Origin of the sequence: Streptomyces sp. NPDC002588 (assembly GCF_040295925.1) — a bacterium.
Taxonomy (GTDB): domain Bacteria; phylum Actinomycetota; class Actinomycetes; order Streptomycetales; family Streptomycetaceae; genus Streptomyces.
Genome location: NZ_JBEOWF010000070.1, coordinates 19,623 through 38,701, shown reverse-complemented (window position 1 = coordinate 38,701; position 19,079 = coordinate 19,623). Strand labels below are relative to the sequence as shown.

The 19,079-nt window shown below is 72.0% G+C and carries 14 protein-coding genes; 6 read left to right on the top strand and 8 right to left on the bottom strand.

Features of this window, described 5'->3' with window-relative positions; genetic code table 11:
- The first annotated feature begins 188 nt into the window (after positions 1 to 188).
- Both ABT057_RS46285 and ABT057_RS46280 read left to right on the top strand, forming a co-directional pair.
- The gene (locus ABT057_RS46285) at positions 189 to 1,043 is read left to right on the top strand and encodes a peptidoglycan recognition protein family protein (RefSeq protein WP_502974080.1); all 855 of its coding nucleotides are present in this window, start codon (positions 189 to 191) and stop codon (positions 1,041 to 1,043) included.
- Between the two features lie 86 nt (positions 1,044 to 1,129).
- Entirely contained in the window at positions 1,130 to 1,357 is a 228-nt protein-coding gene (locus ABT057_RS46280; RefSeq protein ID WP_352350890.1) for a hypothetical protein, read from the top strand.
- 3 nt (positions 1,358 to 1,360) lie between these two features.
- On the opposite strand, the gene ABT057_RS46275 is transcribed toward ABT057_RS46280, so the two are convergent.
- From ABT057_RS46275 to ABT057_RS46245, 7 genes are all read right to left on the bottom strand, one after another.
- On the bottom strand, positions 1,361 to 1,879 hold the full coding sequence (locus ABT057_RS46275) for a DUF4240 domain-containing protein (protein ID WP_352350913.1): 519 nt from the start codon (positions 1,877 to 1,879) through the stop codon (positions 1,361 to 1,363).
- 56 nt (positions 1,880 to 1,935) lie between these two features.
- Entirely contained in the window at positions 1,936 to 2,928 is a 993-nt protein-coding gene (locus tag ABT057_RS46270) for a helix-turn-helix transcriptional regulator (protein ID WP_352350888.1), read from the bottom strand.
- 91 nt (positions 2,929 to 3,019) lie between these two features.
- Positions 3,020 to 5,722, bottom strand: a complete 2,703-nt coding sequence (aceE, locus tag ABT057_RS46265; RefSeq protein ID WP_352350886.1) for a pyruvate dehydrogenase (acetyl-transferring), homodimeric type — start codon at positions 5,720 to 5,722, stop codon at positions 3,020 to 3,022.
- Positions 5,723 to 6,004: 282 nt separating this feature from the next.
- Positions 6,005 to 6,628, bottom strand: coding sequence for a GntR family transcriptional regulator (locus tag ABT057_RS46260; RefSeq protein ID WP_352350884.1), 624 nt, complete (start codon positions 6,626 to 6,628; stop codon positions 6,005 to 6,007).
- A gap of 282 nt (positions 6,629 to 6,910) precedes the next feature.
- Positions 6,911 to 8,692, bottom strand: coding sequence for a 2-oxoglutarate dehydrogenase, E2 component, dihydrolipoamide succinyltransferase (gene sucB / locus ABT057_RS46255; RefSeq protein ID WP_352350882.1), 1,782 nt, complete (start codon positions 8,690 to 8,692; stop codon positions 6,911 to 6,913).
- A 60-nt stretch (positions 8,693 to 8,752) separates the two neighbouring features.
- Positions 8,753 to 10,141, bottom strand: a complete 1,389-nt coding sequence (gene lpdA, locus ABT057_RS46250) for a dihydrolipoyl dehydrogenase (RefSeq protein ID WP_352350880.1) — start codon at positions 10,139 to 10,141, stop codon at positions 8,753 to 8,755.
- A 268-nt stretch (positions 10,142 to 10,409) separates the two neighbouring features.
- On the bottom strand, positions 10,410 to 11,948 hold the full coding sequence (locus tag ABT057_RS46245; protein ID WP_352350878.1) for a leucyl aminopeptidase: 1,539 nt from the start codon (positions 11,946 to 11,948) through the stop codon (positions 10,410 to 10,412).
- Positions 11,949 to 12,387: 439 nt separating this feature from the next.
- Between ABT057_RS46245 and ABT057_RS46240 the strand changes: the two genes are divergently transcribed.
- The 4 genes from ABT057_RS46240 to ABT057_RS46225 all read left to right on the top strand — a co-directional run bounded on the left by ABT057_RS46240 (position 12,388) and on the right by ABT057_RS46225 (position 18,293).
- Complete coding sequence (locus ABT057_RS46240) at positions 12,388 to 14,424, top strand: hypothetical protein (protein WP_352350876.1); 2,037 nt, start codon at positions 12,388 to 12,390, stop codon at positions 14,422 to 14,424.
- A gap of 139 nt (positions 14,425 to 14,563) precedes the next feature.
- On the top strand, positions 14,564 to 16,084 hold the full coding sequence (pelF, locus tag ABT057_RS46235; protein ID WP_352350874.1) for a GT4 family glycosyltransferase PelF: 1,521 nt from the start codon (positions 14,564 to 14,566) through the stop codon (positions 16,082 to 16,084).
- A complete protein-coding gene (locus ABT057_RS46230) occupies positions 16,081 to 17,517 on the top strand; it encodes a hypothetical protein (protein ID WP_352350872.1) in 1,437 nt (478 codons plus the stop codon). Before pelF ends, ABT057_RS46230 begins: the two co-directional genes overlap by 4 nt.
- Positions 17,514 to 18,293, top strand: coding sequence for an endo alpha-1,4 polygalactosaminidase (locus tag ABT057_RS46225; protein WP_352350870.1), 780 nt, complete (start codon positions 17,514 to 17,516; stop codon positions 18,291 to 18,293). Before ABT057_RS46230 ends, ABT057_RS46225 begins: the two co-directional genes overlap by 4 nt.
- Here the strand turns inward: ABT057_RS46225 and ABT057_RS46220 are convergent.
- Positions 18,290 to 19,075, bottom strand: coding sequence for an adenosylcobinamide-GDP ribazoletransferase (locus ABT057_RS46220; RefSeq protein ID WP_352350868.1), 786 nt, complete (start codon positions 19,073 to 19,075; stop codon positions 18,290 to 18,292). The two genes, ABT057_RS46225 and ABT057_RS46220, sit on opposite strands and share 4 nt — an antisense overlap.
- Between the last annotated feature and the right edge of the window lie 4 nt (positions 19,076 to 19,079).

Sequence of the window (19,079 nt, the reverse complement as noted above, 5' to 3'; positions counted from 1 at the left end):
GTACGTGGGGGAGGGGCCCAGTGATCAGCCGCACGCGCGCGTGCCTGAACACGATCGGCCACGCGTGCGTGCACTTCAGCGGGCCGCGCGTGCGTGCATCCTGGAAAACGCCGTGGACGGGGACGATGGTTCCACCAGGTGGCACAGCACACATCGCGGGCGGAACGGAACCGGCCGACAGTGGGTCCATGTGTGCGCTCCGACCGGTGCCCCGCGGGACGCGGGGAACGCGAGGCGGACGGCGCCCGGCACGGACACCGGGTCCGCTGCTCGTGCTCCTGGGCTGTCTGCCCGGGCTCGCCGCCGTGCTCGCCCTGGCGCTGTGCGCACGGGGCGTCGAACGCGCCGCCACGGCCCACCTGGCCGCCCGCTCCCCGCACCCGGCCCGCACCGCGACGGGCCCGCACACCGCCCCCCGGCCGCGCATCGTGCCCCGCTCGGCCTGGCTCGACGAGGCCGTCGGACGCGCCCAGCCGCCGCCGCGCTACGACGACAAGGTCGTCGCCGTCTTCGTCCACCACACCGACTCGCCCAACGGCTACGACTGCGCCGACGTGCCCCGCATCATCCGCTACCTGTACGCGGGCCAGACCGGCGTCCGGGACTGGGACGACATCGGCTACAACTTCCTCGTCGACCGCTGCGGCACCATCTACGAGGGCCGCGCGGGCGGCGTCGACCGCCCCGTCACCGGCGCCCACACCCAGGGCTTCAACCACCGCACGGCCGGTGTCGCCGCCATCGGCACCTTCACCGCCGGGGTGCCCGTCCCGCAGGAGATGATCGACGCGATCGCGGCGCTCACGGCCTGGAAGCTCGGCCTCGCCGGCGTCGACCCGCGCACGACCGTCCGGCTCGTCTCCAGCAACAGCCTCAGCCGGTACCCCGCCGGGGCCGCCGCCTCCCTGCCCGCCCTCGCCGGCCACGACGACGGCTACATGACGACCTGCCCCGGAGCCGCCCTCACCGCCCGCCTTCCGGAGATCCGCGGGACGGCCGCCCGCCTCCAGCACCGCCCGCCCACGCTCACAGGAACCCCTTAGCCAGGGTTCAGAGTTCTCCCATCCCGGCGCCCTACGGTCTTCGACAACAGGTCATGGACAACACGAACAGACCGGAGGCGGGGACCATGAACAGCAGTCACACCGACGAGTACAAGGCGGCCGGCTGGACCAGGGCCGCCCGCAGCCCCTGGACCGTCCTGTGCGCCGTCGCGGCCGTCGTCCTGGGCCCGGCCGCCGTCACCGCGTCCGCGCTCGAACAGGCCAACAAGGCACCGCTGCACCACGCGGTGCGCGCCGACCAGGCGCAGGCGTACATCCCGGCCGACAGCACCCGTCGCAAGGTCACCGTGTGACGCTCACTCCTTGAAGCGCATCCACAGCCGGGGATACCGCTCGGCGAGCGCCCCCTCGTTCTCGAAGGCGACGGGAGTCCCCTCGGGTTCGGACGGCGCGGGCGGAATGCCGAGGTCCGGTGCCACGACCCCGGTGAGCTGCTCATAGGCCTCGTCGGCCGCGTAGCCGAGCTCCTCGCCGTCCCCGTCGATCTCCTCGTCGAACTCGTCCAGCAGGTCGGCGAGTGCGTCCGGATCGTGCACCCCGCCCTCGAAGACCTCCCGGCCCTGCCCGATCAGCCAGCACCGGAAGAAGTCGAAGGCGTCGTCGCTCGCCCCGTCCAGCAGCACCCAGGCCGCACCCCACAGGTCCCAGGTGTACGCGCGGTTGTAGCGGGACTCGAAGTGCCGGGCGAAGTCGAGCACGGACTCCGGGTCCAGCCGGAGCAGCCGTTCCACGAGCAGGTCCGCCTGCTCCTCGGGGTCGCCCTCGGCGGCCTCGCGGGAGGCGTCCACCAGCTCCCAGAACTCCAACTCGTCCATCACGCGTCCAGCATCGTGCCTCACCGCGGCGGACGCACCCGGAGTGCCGGGGATTGTCACCCGTGGCGGTACAACTCCGCCAGTCTCGCCGCGTCCTGCGCGAACCGTTTCCGCAGGGGCTCGGGGGAGAGCACCTCGGCCTCGGCTCCGAGCGCCGTCAGCTGGGTGTGCGCCACGTCCTCCGACTCCACCCGCAGAGTCACCGTCACCCGGCCCCGCTCGTCCGGTTCCCCGGCGCCCGCCAGCGCGTCGCGCGCGGCCACCGGGTCCACCGCGTGCGCCAGCCGCCGCATCCCCGTCTCCGACAGCCGCAGCACGACGTCGGCCCGCAGGATCGAGCGCGCGAACCGCTCGGCCTGCTCGCCCCAGAAGGCGGGCAGATCGAACTCCTCGTCCCTGGAGAAACGATCCTTCAGTTCTTCGACCCCGGCGAACCGGTCGATCCGGTACGTCCGGAAGACCCCGCCCCTGTTCTCGTCGCCGAGCACCCGCGCGCACAGATACCAGATGCCCGCCTTCAGCACGAGCCCGTACGGCTCGAGCTCCCGCTCGACCTCTCCCGCGCCCCCGCGCCGGTACCGCGCGCGGACGCGCCGGTCGTCCCACACCGCATCCGCGACCACCGGCAGCAGCGCCGGCGGCACCGGCTCCTCGAACCAGGCGGGCGCGTCCAGATGAAACCGCTGCGCCGCCGCGCGCGGGGCGTCCCGCAGGGAGGGCAGCAGCGCGGCCGACACCTTCAGCCGCGCCGCCGAGGCCACGTCCTCGAGCCCCATCTCCCGCAGCGCCCCCGGCACCCCGCTCAGGAACAGCGCCTCGGCCTCGCTCCGGGCAAGCCCCGTCAGCCGCGTGCGGTACCCGCCGACCAGCCGGTACCCGCCGGCCCGCCCCCGCTCGGCGTACACCGGCACACCCGCCTCCGAGAGCGCCTGGGCGTCACGGGTGACCGTCCGTTCGGACACCTCGAGCTCCCGGGCCAGTTCGGCGGCCGTCATGGCGGGCCGGGACTGCAGGAGCAGCACCATCTTGATGAGGCGGGCAGCGCGCATGGGGCCATGATGCCGGTGCCCACCGACAGGCAAAGGGGGGCACGGCGGCCGCCGTACCCCCCTTCCCCCAACTGTGACCTATGAGGCCGACCTACAGGCCGTACTTCTCGCGCGCTTCCTTCACTGCCGTCGCCTTGACCTCGCCGCGCCGGGCGAGCTGGGCCAGGGCCGCGACGACCACCGACTGCGCGTCGACGCCGAAGTGGCGGCGGGCCGCCTCACGGGTGTCCGACAGACCGAAGCCGTCGGCGCCCAGCGAGGACCAGTCCTGCTCGACCCACTGCGCGATCTGGTCCGGTACCTGGCGCATGTAGTCGGAGACCGCGAGAACCGGGCCCTCGGCGCCCTGCAGCGCCTGCCGGACGTACGGCACCCGCTCCTCGCCGTGCAGCAGCGCTTCGTCGGCCTCCAGCGCGTCCCGGCGCAGCTCGGTCCAGGAGGTGGCCGACCAGACGTCCGCCGCCACACCCCACTCCTCGGCGAGCAGCCGCTGCGCCTGGAGGACCCAGTGGATCGCCGTGCCGGAGCCGAGCAGTTGGATGCGCGGGGCGTTGGCGACCGGCGACAGCCCTGCCGTCTCCGCCGTGTTGAAGCGGTACAGGCCCTTGACGATGCCCTCGTCGACACCGGCGCCGGACGGCTTCGCGGGCTGCGGCAGCGGCTCGTTGTAGACCGTCAGGTAGTAGAAGACGTTCGGGTCCTCGCCCGGGGCGGCCTCGCCGTACATCCGGCGCAGACCGTCCTTGACGATCGTCGCGATCTCGTACGCGAACGCCGGGTCGTAGGTCAGCGCGGCCGGGTTGGTCGCGGCGATGACCGGGGAGTGGCCGTCGGCGTGCTGCAGGCCCTCGCCCGTCAGCGTCGTACGGCCCGCCGTGGCGCCGACGAGGAAGCCGCGGCCGAGCTGGTCGCCGAGCTGCCACATCTGGTCGGCCGTGCGCTGCCAGCCGAACATCGAGTAGAAGATGTAGAACGGGATCATCGCCTCACCGTGCGTGGAGTACGCGGTGGACGCGGCGATGAAGTCGGCCATCGAACCGGCCTCGGTGATCCCCTCGTTGAGGATCTGGCCGTTCTCGGCCTCCTTGTAGTACATCAGCTGGTCGCGGTCGACCGGCTCGTACGTCTGGCCCTTGGGGGAGTAGATCCCGAGGGAGGGGAAGAGGCTCTCCATGCCGAAGGTGCGGGCCTCGTCGGGGACGATCGGCACCCAGCGCTTCCCAGTCTCCTTGTCGCGGACCAGGTCCTTGATCAGGCGGACGAAGGCCATGGTCGTCGCCACGTTCTGCGAGCCGGAGCCCTTGTCGAAGGAGGCGAAGGCCTTCTCGGCGGGGGCGGGCAGGGGCGCGAGGGCGTGCGTGCGGCGGGCCGGGGCCGGGCCGCCGAGGGCCGCACGGCGCTCCTGGAGGTAGCGGACCTCGGGGGAGTCGGCGCCGGGGTGGCCGTAGGGCACCACACCGTCGACGAAGTCGCTGTCCTTGATGGGCAGTTCGAGCAGGTCGCGCATCGTCTTGAACTCGTCCACCGTCAGCTTCTTCATCTGGTGGTTGGCGTTCTTCGACGCGAAGCCCTCGCCGAGGGTGTGGCCCTTGACGGTCTGGGCCAGGATGACGGTCGGCGCGCCCTTGAACTCGACGGCGGCCTTGTACGCGGCGTACACCTTGCGTGCCTCGTGACCACCGCGGGAGAGGTGGAAGCACTCCAGGATCTTGTCGTCGGACAGCAGCCTGGCCATCTCGGCGAGCGCCGGGTCCTTGCCGAAGAAGTCCTGGCGGATGTAGGCGGCGTCGCGGGTCTGGTACGTCTGCACCTGCGCGTCCGGTACCTCGCGCAGCCGGCGTACGAGCGCGCCGGTGGTGTCGAGCGCGAACAGCTCGTCCCAGGCGGAACCCCACAGCGTCTTGACGACGTTCCAGCCGGCGCCGCGGAACTGGGCCTCCAGCTCCTGAACGATCTTGAAGTTGGCGCGGACCGGGCCGTCGAGGCGCTGCAGGTTGCAGTTGATGACGAAGGTCAGGTTGTCGAGACCCTCGCGGGAGGCGAGTGCGAGCGCCGCCGTCGACTCGGGCTCGTCCATCTCGCCGTCGCCGAGGAAGGCCCAGACGTGGGACGCGGAGACGTCCTTGATGCCGCGGTTGGTCAGGTAGCGGTTGAAGCGCGCCTGGTAGATCGCGGAGAGCGGGCCGAGCCCCATGGACACGGTCGGGAACTCCCACAGCCAGGGCAGGCGGCGCGGGTGCGGATACGACGGCAGGCCGTCCCCGCCCGACTCGCGGCGGAAGTTGTCGAGCTGGGTCTCGGTCAGCCGGCCGTCGAGGAAGGCGCGGGCGTAGATGCCGGGGGAGGCGTGGCCCTGGATGTAGAGCTGGTCGCCCGAGCCGTCGGCCTCCTTGCCCTTGAAGAAGTGGTTGAAGCCGGTTTCGTACAGCCAGGCGGCGGAGGCGAAGGTGGCGATGTGGCCGCCGACCCCGTACTTGCTGCCCCGGGTCACCATCGCGGCCGCGTTCCAGCGGTTCCACGCGGTGATACGGCGTTCCATCGCCTCGTCACCGGGCGCGCTCGGCTCGGCGGCGGTCGGGATGGTGTTGACGTAGTCGGTCTCGAGCAGCTTGGGCAGCGCGATGCCGTTGCCCTCCGCGCGCTCCAGTGTGCGTCGCATCAGGTATGCCGCACGGTGCGGGCCGGCCGCCTTGGCGACCGCGTCCAGCGAGGCCTGCCATTCGGCGGTCTCCTCGGGGTCGCGGTCCGGGAGCTGGTCGAGCTCGCTCGGCTGGATGGCGTTGGGGTCGGTCATGTCGCCGCCTTCCTCAGTCGAAGGGGGTGCCCTCATCGGTAAGGGTTCAGGGGTGCCCTTGGTCTTTGGCAGGACAGGGCGGAGGGCCTGGGTGCGGTGCCGTTGTGTGGCACCGTCGCATGGCCCGTCGGCGACTCTAACTCTGATCGATGATCGATCAAAGAGTTGAAGGGAAAAACCTCTCGATTCCGAGAAAGTCGGCACGGGGTGCCTTTCGGCCGGGCACCCGGTGTCGTTCGTTCGATGGATTTCCGCAGGTGAGCATGGGTGCGCTCGGCTGTTTCAGGCGCGCGGGGCGCAGCCCAGGACATGCGCCTTCACCAGCTCCGCGATCCTCGGGTCACGCCGCCGGAACGCCTGCACCAGCTCCTCGTGCTCCTCCGCGTACGACTGCTGCACCGTCCCGAGCCAGCGGATGGAGAGCGCGGTGAACACCTCGATGCCGAGGCCCTCCCAGGTGTGCAGCAGCACGGAGTTGCCGGCCGCCCGGACCAGCTCGCGGTGGAAGCCGACGGTGTGGCGCACCTGGGCGGTGCCGTCGGAGTCGCGGTCGGCCTCGTACAGCGCGGCGACGTGCGGCTCGAGCGCCGAGCAGTCCTCGGCCAGCCGCTGGGCCGCGAGCTCCGCGGCGATGGCCTCGAGCCCCGCCCGGACCGGGTAGCTCTCCTCCAGATCCGCCGCGGTCAGGTTCCGCACCCGTACGCCCTTGTTCGGCGCGGACTCGATCAGCCGCAGGGACTCCAGCTCACGCAGCGCCTCGCGCACCGGTGTCTGGCTGACCTCCAGTTCGGTGGCGATCCGCCGCTCCACGATCCGCTCGCCCGGCTTCCAGCGACCGCTGACGATCCCCTCCACGATGTGCTCGCGGATCTGTTCGCGCAGCGAGTGGACGACGGGCGCGGTCATGAGTGCTCCTTAGGGAGGGGCCGCCCATCGGCCCCGGGGGCGTTCGACGTTTAGACAATACGGCCGTGAGCGCTTTCTGAAGGGGCGTGCGGGGGTGCTTTCACGCAGGTGAGACGAGACTTACATACGTGAGCCGGGGCCGGTCGCGAGGACCGGCCCCGGCGATCGGGCGTCAGAAACCAGAGGTCGAGAACCGTGCGCGGCGCGTTGTGGACGAGCGACAGAACAAGCGCCCCCGCCCGGAACGCTCCGGACGGGGGCACCCGCTGCTGAACCCTGGGGTCACAGGCCGAGCTCGACCTCGAACTCGCCCGCTTCCAGGATCGCCTTGACCGCGGTCAGGTAACGGGCCGCGTCGGCGCCGTCGACCAGACGGTGGTCGTAGGACAGGGTCAGGTACGTCATGTCGCGGACGCCGATGACCGTGCCCTCCTCCGTCTCGATGACGGCCGGGCGCTTCACCGTGGCGCCGATGCCGAGGATGGCGACCTGGCCCGGCGGCACGATGATCGTGTCGAAGAGCGCACCGCGCGAACCGGTGTTGGAGATGGTGAAGGTCGCGCCGGACAGCTCGTCCGGGGTGATCTTGTTGGCGCGGACCTTGCCCGCCAGGTCGGCCGTGGCCTTGGCGATGCCGGCGATGTTGAGGTCACCGGCGTGCTTGATGACCGGGGTCATCAGGCCCTTCTCGGAGTCCACCGCGATACCGATGTTCTCGGTGTCGAAGTAGGTGATCGTCCCCTCGCCCTCGTTGATCTTGGCGTTGATCGGCGCGTGGGCCTTCAGCGCCTGGGCCGCCGCCTTCACGAAGAACGGCATCGGGGAGAGCTTGACGCCCTCGCGGGCCGCGAAGGAGTCCTTCGCCTTGGCACGCAGCCTCATCAGCCGCGTGACGTCGACCTCGACGACCGACGACAGCTGGGCCTGCTCGTGCAGGGCCTTGACCATGTTGTCGCCGATGACCTTGCGGATCCGCGGCATCTTGATGGTCTGGCCGCGCAGAGGGGAGGCCTCCAGCGCCGGGGCCTTCCTGGCGGCGGCAGGGCCCCCGGCGGTCACAGCCGCGGCCGGAGCCGGGGCGGCGGCGGCCTTCGCGGCCTCGGCGGCGGCGATGACGTCCTGCTTGCGGATCCGGCCGCCGACGCCGGTGCCCTTGACGGAGCCCAGGTCGACGCCGTTCTCCGCGGCGAGCTTGCGCACCAGCGGGGTGACGTAGGCACCCTCGTCGGTGGCGCCCGCGGCGGGAGCGGGAGCGGCCGGAGCCGGGGTGACCGGGGCCGGAGCGGCCGGAGCCGGGGCCGGAGCAGCCGCGACCGGAGCGGGCGCGGGAGCCGGGGCCGGGGCGGGAGCGGCCGGTGCGGGCGCCGGGGCCGCGGGAGCGGCGGCGGCGGGCGCCGGGGCCGGGGCGGCCGGAGCCGGAGCGGCGGCCGGAGCCGCGCCCGCGGCGCCGATGACGGCGAGCTTGGCGCCGACCTCGGCGGTCTCGTCCTCACCGACGGTGATCTCGAGCAGCACACCCGAGGTGGGTGCCGGGATCTCGGTGTCGACCTTGTCGGTGGAGACCTCGAGCAGCGGCTCGTCGGCCTCCACGCTGTCGCCGACCGACTTCAGCCAGCGGGTGACGGTGCCCTCGGTGACGGACTCGCCGAGCGCGGGCAGGACCACGTCCGTGCCCGCGGCGGAGCCGGCGCCGGCGGTGGCCTCGGCGGTGGGCGCCGGGGCCGGAGCGGCCTGCTCGGTGGAGGGCTGGGCGGCCGGGGCCGGCTCGGGAGCCGGCGGGGCGACCTGCTCGGCGGCCGGAGCCGGAGCGGCCGCGGGAGCGCCGGTGCCGTCGTCGATGATCGCCAGCTCGGCGCCCACCTCGACGGTCTCGTCCTCGGCGACCTTGATGGAGGCCAGGATGCCCGCGGCGGGCGCGGGGATCTCGGTGTCGACCTTGTCGGTGGAGACCTCGAGCAGCGGCTCGTCGGCCTCTACGCGCTCACCCTCGGCCTTCAGCCAGCGGGTGACGGTGCCCTCGGTGACGCTCTCGCCGAGCGCCGGAAGGGTTACGGAAACCGCCATGGTTTCGGTTGCTCCTTACGAGTTGCGGAAGTCTGTGTCGTCGCTTCGTCGACCGAGGGGTCAGTCGTGCGAGTGCAGCGGCTTGCCCGCCAGGGCCATGTGGGCCTCGCCGAGCGCCTCGTTCTGCGTCGGGTGGGCGTGGATGAGCTGCGCGACCTCGGACGGCAGCGCCTCCCAGTTGTAGATCAGCTGGGCCTCGCCGACCTGCTCGCCCATGCGGTCGCCGACCATGTGGACGCCGACCACGGAACCGTCCTTGACCTGGACGAGCTTGATCTCGCCCGTGGTGTTGAGGATCCGGCTCTTGCCGTTGCCGCCGAGGGGGAACTTGATGGCGACGACCTTGTCCGCGCCGTAGATCTCCTTGGCCTTGGCCTCGGTGATGCCCACGGAGGCGACCTCGGGGTGGCAGTACGTCACCCGCGGGACACCGTCGTAGTCGATCGGGACGGTCTTCAGACCGGCCAGACGCTCCGCCACCAGGATGCCCTCGGCGAAGCCGACGTGCGCGAGCTGGAGGGTCGGGACCAGGTCACCGACGGCGGAGATGGTGGGGACGTTCGTCCGCATGTACTCGTCGACCAGGACATAGCCGCGGTCCATGGCGACGCCCTGCTCCTCGTAGCCGAGACCCGCGGAGACGGGCCCGCGGCCCACCGCGACCAGCAGGAGCTCGGCCTCGAACTCCTTGCCGTCGGCCAGGGTGACCTTGACGCCGTCGGCGGTGTACTCGGCCTTCGAGAAGAAGGTGCCCAGGTTGAACTTGATGCCGCGCTTGCGGAACGCGCGCTCGAGAAGCTTGGAGCTGTTCTCGTCCTCGAGCGGTGCGAGGTGCTTCAGGCCCTCGATGATCGTGATGTCCGCGCCGAAGGACTTCCACGCCGACGCGAACTCGACGCCGATGACACCGCCGCCCAGGATGATCGCGGACTTCGGCACACGGTCCAGGACGAGGGCGTGGTCGGAGGAGATGATCCGGTTGCCGTCGATCTCCAGGCCCGGCAGCGACTTCGGCACGGAGCCGGTCGCCAACAGCACGTGACGGCCCTGGACACGCCGGCCGTTCACGTCGACGGAGGTGGGGGAGGACAGGCGCCCCTCACCCTCGATGTAGGTCACCTTGCGAGAGGCCACAAGGCCCTGCAGGCCCTTGTACAGGCCGGAGATCACGCCGTCCTTGTACTTGTGGACCCCGGCGATGTCGATGCCCTCGAAGGTGGCCTTGACGCCGAACTGCTCGCTCTCGCGGGCCTGGTCGGCGATCTCGCCCGCGTGCAGCAGGGCCTTGGTGGGGATGCAACCCCGGTGCAGGCAGGTGCCGCCGACCTTGTCCTTCTCGATCAGGGCGACGTCCAGGCCCAGCTGCGCCCCGCGCAGGGCCGCGGCGTAACCGCCACTACCACCGCCGAGGATCACTAGGTCGAAAACGGTGCTGGCGTCGTTCGCCACGTCACGTCCTCCATGCATGTGCGCCGTGCGCCGGTCGTCGCTGACCGCCGGCGGCTGGTGTCCGGCCGCTCTTTCTTCGGCCCTGTGGTGGGGGCCCTGTCCTGCCGAGCCCCATCTTTGCACTTGGAGGAGACGAACGAGACGCCGGGCTACGGTGTGAGACACCCCACGTACGTCGTCCCGGGGCGCGGGACTGTGCCGATCCGGGGCTGCGCCGCGCGGGCGCGACCAGCCACGTGATCAGGCACACAGTCCCACGCCCGGGGAACTAACCGAGATCGCCCGCCGCGGTCAGTTCGGCCAGCCGCACAAGCGTCCGCACTGCGGTCCCGGTACCACCCTTGGGCGTGTAGCCGAACGGCCCGCCCTCGTTGAACGCCGGGCCCGCGATGTCCAGGTGCGCCCAGGTGATCCCCTCGCCCACGAACTCCCGCAGGAACAGGCCGGCCACCAGCCCGCCGCCCATCCGCTCGCCCATGTTCGCGATGTCGGCCGTGGCGGAGTCCATGCCCTTCCTGAGGTGCTCCGGCAGCGGCATGGGCCACGCCGGCTCGCCGACCTCCTCCGCGGCCTCGTACACCGCGGTGCGGAACGCGTCGTCGTTGGCCATGACCCCGAACGTCCGGCTGCCCAGCGCCAGCATCATCGCGCCGGTCAGGGTCGCCACGTCGACGATCGCGTCCGGCTTCTCCTGGGACGCCGCCCACAGCGCGTCCGCGAGGACCAGCCGGCCTTCCGCGTCGGTGTTCAGCACCTCCACCGTCTTGCCGCTGTACATGCGCAGCACGTCACCGGGGCGGGTCGCGGTGCCCGACGGCATGTTCTCGGCGAGTGCCAGCCAGCCGGTGACGTTGACCTCGAGACCGAGGCGCGCGGCGGCGACCACGGCGGCGAAGACCGCCGCCGCACCGCTCATGTCGCACTTCATCGTCTCGTTGTGGCCGGCCGGCTTCAGCGAGATGCCGCCCGAGTCGTAGGTGATGCCCTTGCCGACGAACGCGAGGTGCTTGGCCGCCTTCGCGGAGGTGTACGACAGCTTGACCAGGCGCGGGGCCGACGCGGAGCCGCCGCCGACGCCCAGGATGCCGCCGTAGCCGCCCTTGGTCAGGGCCTTCTCGTCGAGCACCTGCACCTTGATGCCGTGCTCCTTGGCCGCGGTCTGCGTCAGGGCGGCGAACGCCTCGGGATTGAGGTCGTTGGGCGGCATGTTGATCAGGTCACGGGCCCGGTTGAGCTCCTCGCCGACGGCGGCGGCACGGGCGAGCGCGGCCTTGTGGGCGGCGTCGCGCGGCTTTCCGCCGAGCAGGGCGGCCTCGGCGAGCGGCGCCTTGGCGTTCTTCGTCTTGGCCGCGCCGCCGTTCTGCTTGTAGGCGTCGAAGGAGTACGCGCCGAGCACGATGCCCTCGGCGACCGCGCCGACGTCGCCGGCGTCCGTCAGGGGCAGGGCGAAGGCGGCCTTCTTGGAGCCGGTCAGGGTGCGGGCCGCGACGCCGGCCGCCCTGCGCAGCGCCTCGCCGTCGAAGGACGCGTCCTTCTCGGGCTCGGTGCCCAGCCCCACCGCGAGCACGAGCGGTGCCTTGAAGCCGGCCGGGGCGGGCAGCTTCGTCACCTCGCCCTCGGCGCCGGTGGCCCCGAGGGTTTCCAGAACGCCGGCGAGCCGGCCGTCGTAGGCCTGGTCGACGGGCTCGGCGCCCGGGGCGACGATCAGGTCCCCCGACCTGGAGCCAGCGCCCTTGGCGACACCGATCACGATCGCGTCGGCCCGCAGGCCGGGCGCCGCGGCGGTGCTGAGTGTGAGAGCAGTCACGGTGGTGAAATCTCGCTTCCGATGTGGAGTTGCTGTGGCCGGAATGTGGGTCGACCGGGCCCGGGAGCCGACCCTAGACCGAACCGTCGCCAGACCCGCCTGCCCCACCCCTTCGGGCGGACGACGGGACTCCGACGGCTCGGTCCGAACCGGGCCGAGAGTGCGGTCGCACCAGGGGCGGTCGCACCGGCGCGGCGAACCGGTGTGACGAACCCCGCAACGAGCGTACGCGTGCCCGCGCATTCGCTCATGCACGCGAGCGTTCACCTGTCTGTGGCGTCGTAGCCACTTCTGGATCCTCGCACTCCATGAGCTGGGTCACACTCGTCGAGTTCCGGCGAGGAGATCACTTCGCCGATTCACAAGATTTCCACGGATCCTCCGCCACATAGGCACAGTCATGCCCGCGCGGAGGTCCATTTCTGGGGGAGGGACCACCATGGCGCACCGTGCGCGCATGTGGAGAAACGCAAAGACCGCCGCCGCCTTCATGGCGACCGCGGGACTCACGGCGCTGAGTCTGGGGGCGGCACCCGGCGCCTCGGCCGCGACGACGCCGCGGATCGACCTGCGGGTGCTGGTCGTGGACAACGGCGACAGCCCCGTGCAGGCGATCACCGCCCAGCTCAAGAGCACCGGCATCCCGTACACCGTCGTCGACCTGAACTCCGCGAGTCGTCCGACGATCACCGCGGCCTTCCTGGCCGACACCGTGAACGGGACCCCGAGGGCGAAGTTCCAGGGCGTGGTGCTGCCCAATGAGGCACCGTTCGGGGCCGGTTCGGCCGAGCAGACCGCCCTGGAGGCCTACGAGAAGACGTACGGCATCCCGCAGGTCGACGCCTACACCTGGGCGCACCCGGAAGTGGGCCTGGAGTACGCCGCGTACTCCGGCTCCCTCGACGGGAAGCCGGCGTCGGTCACCACGGCCGGCCAGGGGAGCTGGTTCGGCTACCTCGACGGCGGCTTCACCTTCGAGGACAACTCGCCGGTGGTCGCGGAGAGCTACGGCTACCTGGCGGCGCCGCGCGCCGGCTACACCAGCTACGTCGACGCGCCGCTGCCCGGGGGCGGCGGCAACGGCAGCCTGGTCGGCGAGTACGCCCACGACGGCCGCCGCGAGCTCGTGGTGACGTTCGCCTACAACCAGTACCAGCAGCAGTTCCGGCTGCTGGCCCGGGGCATCGTCGAGTGGCTCACCCAGGGCGTCCACCTGGGCCAGGCCCGCAACTACTACGCGGTGCACGTCGACGACGTGTTCGCGCCCGACGCCCGCTGGGACGCCGAGCGCAACTGCACGCCCGGCGACATCGACTGCGTGGGCGGCGGCGACGACGAGGGCACGCCGATCCGGATGACGGCCGCCGACGCGGCCTACGCCGCGCAGTGGCAGCAGGAGCACGGCTTCACCATGGACATGGTGTACAACGCCGGCGCCGGAGAGGAGTGGAAGGCCGAGAACGGCGACACCGACGCGATGGCCGACCGGCTGCTCGCGGACAAGGCCAAGTACCGCTGGATCAACCACACTTACCAGCACCCGTTCCTCGGCTGCGTACAGGACACCTCCACGGTGCCGTGGAGCTGCGCGAAGAACGCCGACGGCTCGACGCAGTACATGAGCCGCGCCGACATCTCCGCGCAGATCCGCCAGAACAACGACTGGGCGGCCGCCAAGGGCCTGCCGGTCGACCGCACCGAGCTGGTCACCGGCGAGCACTCGGGCCTGAAGACCCTGCCCCAGCAGCCGGACGACAACCCGAACCTGGCCGGCGCCCTCTCCGACAACGGCGTCAAGTGGATCGCCTCGGACAACTCGCGCGAGCCCGAACAGCGCGCCGTCGGCAAGGCGTCGACCGTCCCGCGCTACCCGATGAACGTGTACTACAACACGGGCACCAAGGCCGAGATGGCCGACGAGTACAACTGGATCTACACGTCCCGGGCCGACGGCGGCAGCGGCATCTGCGAGGGCAACGCGTCCTCCACCTGCCTCTCCCAGCCGCTGGACCCGGCCACCGGATTCGACGACACCATCGTCCCGCAGGAGGCCCGCACCGACCTGGGCCACGCCATCAGCAACGACCCGCGTCCGCACTACGCCCACCAGTCCAACCTGGCCGAGGACCGGCTGCTGTACCCGGTCATGGACAAGGTTCTGGGCGACTACAAGGCGCTGTTCGCCGACAACACGCCGCTGGAGAACCTCCGCCAGAGCGCCATCGGCACCGAGCTCCAGCGCCGCGCCGCCTGGCAGGCCGCGATCGCCGGCAACAAGGTGACCGCCTACCGCATCGGCACCACCGTGACGATCACCGCGCCGAACGGCACGCACATCCCGGTGACCGCCCCCGAGGGCACCAAGAAGCAGCAGGTCGTCGGCACCACCGCCTTCGGCACGCCGTACGCCGGCAGCCGCTCGGACTGGGCCACGCCGGCGACCCTGCAGAGCTCGGTCACCTTGAAGCTGCCGTAAGCACCAACGCCCCATAAGGGGCAACGCCCCCCTAGGGGCGCGGGGAACTGCGCGACCAACCACAACGGCGCCGCAGCCGGACTCCGGTCCGCAGTTCCCCCCACATCATCCGCACAACACAGGGGGAGCCGCGCAGCGCATGCGCACAGGCCGTCACGTCACCATGCTCACCGAAGGCACCTATCCGCTCGCCCACGGCGGGGTCAGCACCTGGTGCGACCAGCTCGTCCGGGGCATGCCCGAGGTGGATTTCCACATAGTCTCGCTCTCCGGCAGCGGCCGCGAACCCGTGACCTGGGAACTGCCGCCCAACGTCCGCCGCCACACCTCCCTGCCGACCTGGGGCCCGCGCCCCGGCCGCGACCGGCCGCCGTACGGCAGGGACCTGCACCGCTTCACGGACTCCTACGAACGCCTCCTGCTGTCCTTCCTCGACCCCGAGGCACCCTGCGACTTCGGCGAGAGCCTGTACGCGCTGGCCGAACTCGCCCGCGCCGGACGGCTGTCGGCCGCCCTGCGCACCGAGACCGCGCTGCGCTCGCTGATGTGGATCTGGACCATGCCGCACCTCCCCACGGCGGCCGCCGGTCCCACCGTGCACGACGCGCTCACCGCCACCGACCTGCTGGAACACGCCCTGCGCCCGCTCGGCTTCCGGGTCGCCCCCGACTCGGTGGCGCACGCCGTCAGCAACGGCCTCGCCACCCTCCCCGCGCTCACCGCCCGCCACTTCGACGGGGTGCCCTTCCTCCTCACCGAGCACGGCATCTACCTGCGCGAGCGCTACCTCGGCAGCCGCCGCGACACCCAGCGCTGGCCGGTGAAGGCCTTCATGCTCGGCTTCCACCGCGCCCTGAACACCCTCGGCTACCGCGCCGCCGACCTCATCACCCCCTGCAACCAGTACAACCGCCGCTGGGAGGAGCGCGGCGGCGCCCGGCCCGACAAGATCCGCACGGTCTACAACGGCGTCGACCCGCAGGCCTTCCCGCACGCCGGCCCCGAGCCGGAGACCCCCACCCTCACCTGGTGCGGCCGCGTCGACCCCATCAAGGACCTGGAGACGCTCCTGCGCGCCTACGCCCTGGTCCGCGCCGAACTCCCGGACACCCGGCTCAGGCTGTTCGGCCCGGTGGCCGCCGGCTGCGAGGAGTACGCCACCGGCCTCGCGAAGCTCGCCGCCGAACTCGGCGTCGGCGACGGCCTCACCTTCGAGGGCCGCGTCACCGAGGTCTCGCGCGCCTACGCGGCCGGCCACGTCGTCATGCTGTCGTCGATCTCCGAGGGCTTCCCGTTCTCCCTCATCGAGGCCATGTCCTGCGGCCGTACGACGGTGTCGACCGACGTCGGCGGAGTGCGCGAGGCCGTCGGCGACACCGGTCTCGTCGTGCCGCCGCGCGAGCCGGAGAAGATGGCCGCGGCCGCCCTGACCCTCCTCAAGGACGACGAACGGCGCCTGAAGCTGGGCGAGTCGGCCCGCCGACGGGTCATCGACCGCTTCACGCTCCGCCGCTCGGTGGACAACTTCCGCACGATCTACCAGGAACTCGCGGGCCTGCCCGAGGTCTACGAGCCCACCCTCGAGACGGTCGCCGACTGGACCCGGGAACTGCGCGACCCGTGGTACCGCGCCGTGGCGACGGACGGGACCGGCTGGTGAGCAACGAGACGACCGGGCTGCCCACAGTCCCCCGGCAGCGCACGACGAGCCCCTCCTGGGCCGCCCCCGACCCGGTCGCCCAACTCGCCGACCGCCTCGACGACTTCGTGTCCTCGGCCGTCCACCCCGACGAGATAGCCGCCGTGCTGGAGTCCGACGGCCTCTCCGACGAACAGATCCGCGAACGCTACGGCGTGCACAACTCCTTCGCGCTCGCCGAGGAGCTCTACGCCCGCGTCCCGCGCCGCCACCCCGACCCCGGCGAACCGCCCCACGACCCCTGGCGAGCAGGCCTGCCGGCCTGTCTGCTGCGCGGACTGGTCTTCGCCCTGCCCGGCTTCGCCTACGTCCTCGGCGCCCGCCTGCCGGCCGGCCCGCGCGGCGACCTGGGGCTCCCCGTGGGCACCGCCGCGCTGCTGGCCGGCGCCCTGTTCGGCTGGACCTGGAACCAGGGCCTGTCCCACCGGGCGTACGCCTGGCTGGGGCTGGGCGACCGCGCGGCCGCCCGCCGCTGTCTCCTCCTCGGCGCCCCGGTGGGCGCCCTGCTCGGCGCCCTCACCGCCCTGGCCGTCGCCGACGGCGCCGCCCCGTCGGCCGTGGCCTTCGCCGCCGGCCAGTCCTGCTACCTCGGCGCCTCCACCACCCTGCTGGTGCTGGGCCGTGAACGCGCCCTGCTGGCCGCTCTCGCACCGATGGCGGCGGGCGCCCTGGTGACGATGGTCCACCCGCTCCCGGAGCCGGCCGGCCCGACCCTGCTGCTCGGCTCGCTCGCCGCGGTCATACTGCTCGGCCTGCGGGAAGTGTCGTCCGCGGCCAAAGAGCCGGGCCCGCGCTCCGGGCGAGGCGGGCCCCGGCTCACCGCGTCCCTCCCGTACGCCCTGTTCGGCCTCGGCAGCGGCGCCCTCGTCCTGTACGCGGCGCTCGGGGACGTCCTGGCGGGGGAGCGGCACAGCGCGCTCGCCGCGCCCGCCGCCGTGGCACTCACCCTCAGCATGGGCCCCGCGGAGTGGCTGCTGTACCGCTTCCGCAGCGCCGGCCTGGCCGGGCTGCGCTCCTCCGGCACCCCGGGCACCTTCCGGCGGACGACCGTCAGGACGGGCGCCGAATGCCTCGCCGCCTACCTCTGCGTCCTCTGCGGCCTCGGCCTGGCCGCCGCCGCCCTGTGGCCGGACACCCCCGCCCTGACCGCCGTACGCCTCGCCGACCTGCTCCTGCTGGGCGTGGTCCTGTGGACCGGGCTGCTCCTGCAGTCCTTCGGCGCGGTCCTCGGCACGGCCGCCGTCTGCTGCACGGCCGCCCTCGCCCAGACCCTCGCGCTCCTGACCCACGCGACCGACCCGCACGGGGCGGCGCTTACGGTGTACGGAGCGGCTGCCGCGGTCCAGACGGCCGTCGTCTGCACTCTCCTGGGAAGGGCCACCGCGCACCGATGAGACGTCCGATCCTGTTGCTGACCCTGCTTCTGCTCGCGGGCTGCGCCGCCGCACCCGACGACGGACCGGAGACCGGCGAGCGCTGGCGGCCACGCCCCGGCACCGACTGGCAGTGGCAGCTCAGCGGCAGGCTCGACACCTCGGTGGACGTCCCGGTGTACGACATCGACGGCTTCGACCAGTCGAAGGAGACCGTCGCCGGCCTGCACCGGGACGGCCGCAGGACCATCTGCTACCTCTCCACCGGAGCCTGGGAGGACTGGCGTCCCGACGCCGACGACTTCCCGAAGTCGGTGATAGGGAAGGGCAACGGCTGGGAGGGCGAGCAGTGGCTCGACATCCGCGCGACCGATGTCCTCGAACCGCTGATGGCGGCCCGGATCGACATGTGCCGGAAGAAGGGCTTCGACGCGGTCGAGCCGGACAACATGGACGGCTACAAGAACACGACCGGCTTCCCGCTCAAGGCAGCCGACCAGCTCCGCTACAACCGCCTGATCGCCCGCCTCGTCCACGACCGGGGCATGGCGGTCGGCCTGAAGAACGACCTCGACCAGATCCCCGAACTCGTCGACGACTTCGACTTCGCGGTCAACGAGCAGTGCGCCCAGTACGACGAGTGCGCGGACATGACGCCCTTCATCAAGGCGGACAAGGCCGTGTTCCACGTCGAGTACGAACTCCCCACCAGCCGCTTCTGCGCCGAGTCCGAGCGCCTGAAACTGAGCTCCCTGCTGAAGAAGTACGAACTGGGCGCCTGGCGCAAAGCCTGTTAACCGCCCAGCGTGAGCACGATCAGCGCGGTCGTCGCCGCCGTCTCCGCGAGGCCGCCGAACACATCACCGGTGACCCCGCCGAGGCGGCGCGTGCAGTGGCGCAGGAGGAGTTCGGCGGCGGCGAGGGCGAGGACGACCGAGGCGGCGACACGGACACTGCCGTAGGTGCCGAGGAGTCCGCCCCAGGCGGCCGAGGCGATGGTGAAGGCGGCCGTCACGGCCAGCGCGCCCGGCACCGGGACCACCCCCGCGACCGCCGCCCCCAGCCCCTCCGGCCGCGCGGCCGGCACCCCGGCCCGGGCGGCCAGGGTGAGCGCGAGGCGGGCCGCGACGGCGGAGGTGACGGCGGCGGCCGCGCCCCGCGCCCAGGACTCGCCGTACAGCTGCGCCAGCGCGGCCACCTGGGCGAGCAGCACGAACACGAGCGTGAGCACACCGAACGGCCCGATGTCCGACTGCTTCATGATCCGCAGCGCGTCCTCGGCGGGCTTTCCGCTGCCCAGCCCGTCCGCCGTGTCGGCCAGCCCGTCGAGGTGCAGACCACGCGTGAGGACGGCCGGCACGGCGGCGGAGGCGACGGCGGCGAGCAGCGGGCCCGCGCCGAGGAGGAGCAGCAGCAGGCCGAGCCCCGCCGCACAGCCCCCGACGACCAGCCCCACCACCGGGGCGTTGAGCATCCCGCGCCGCGCGGCCTCCCGGTCCCAGCGGCTCACCTTCACGGGGAGAACGGTCAGGGTGCCGAAGGCGAAGCGGAGACCGTCGAGCGGCGGGGTCGTGGACACGCCC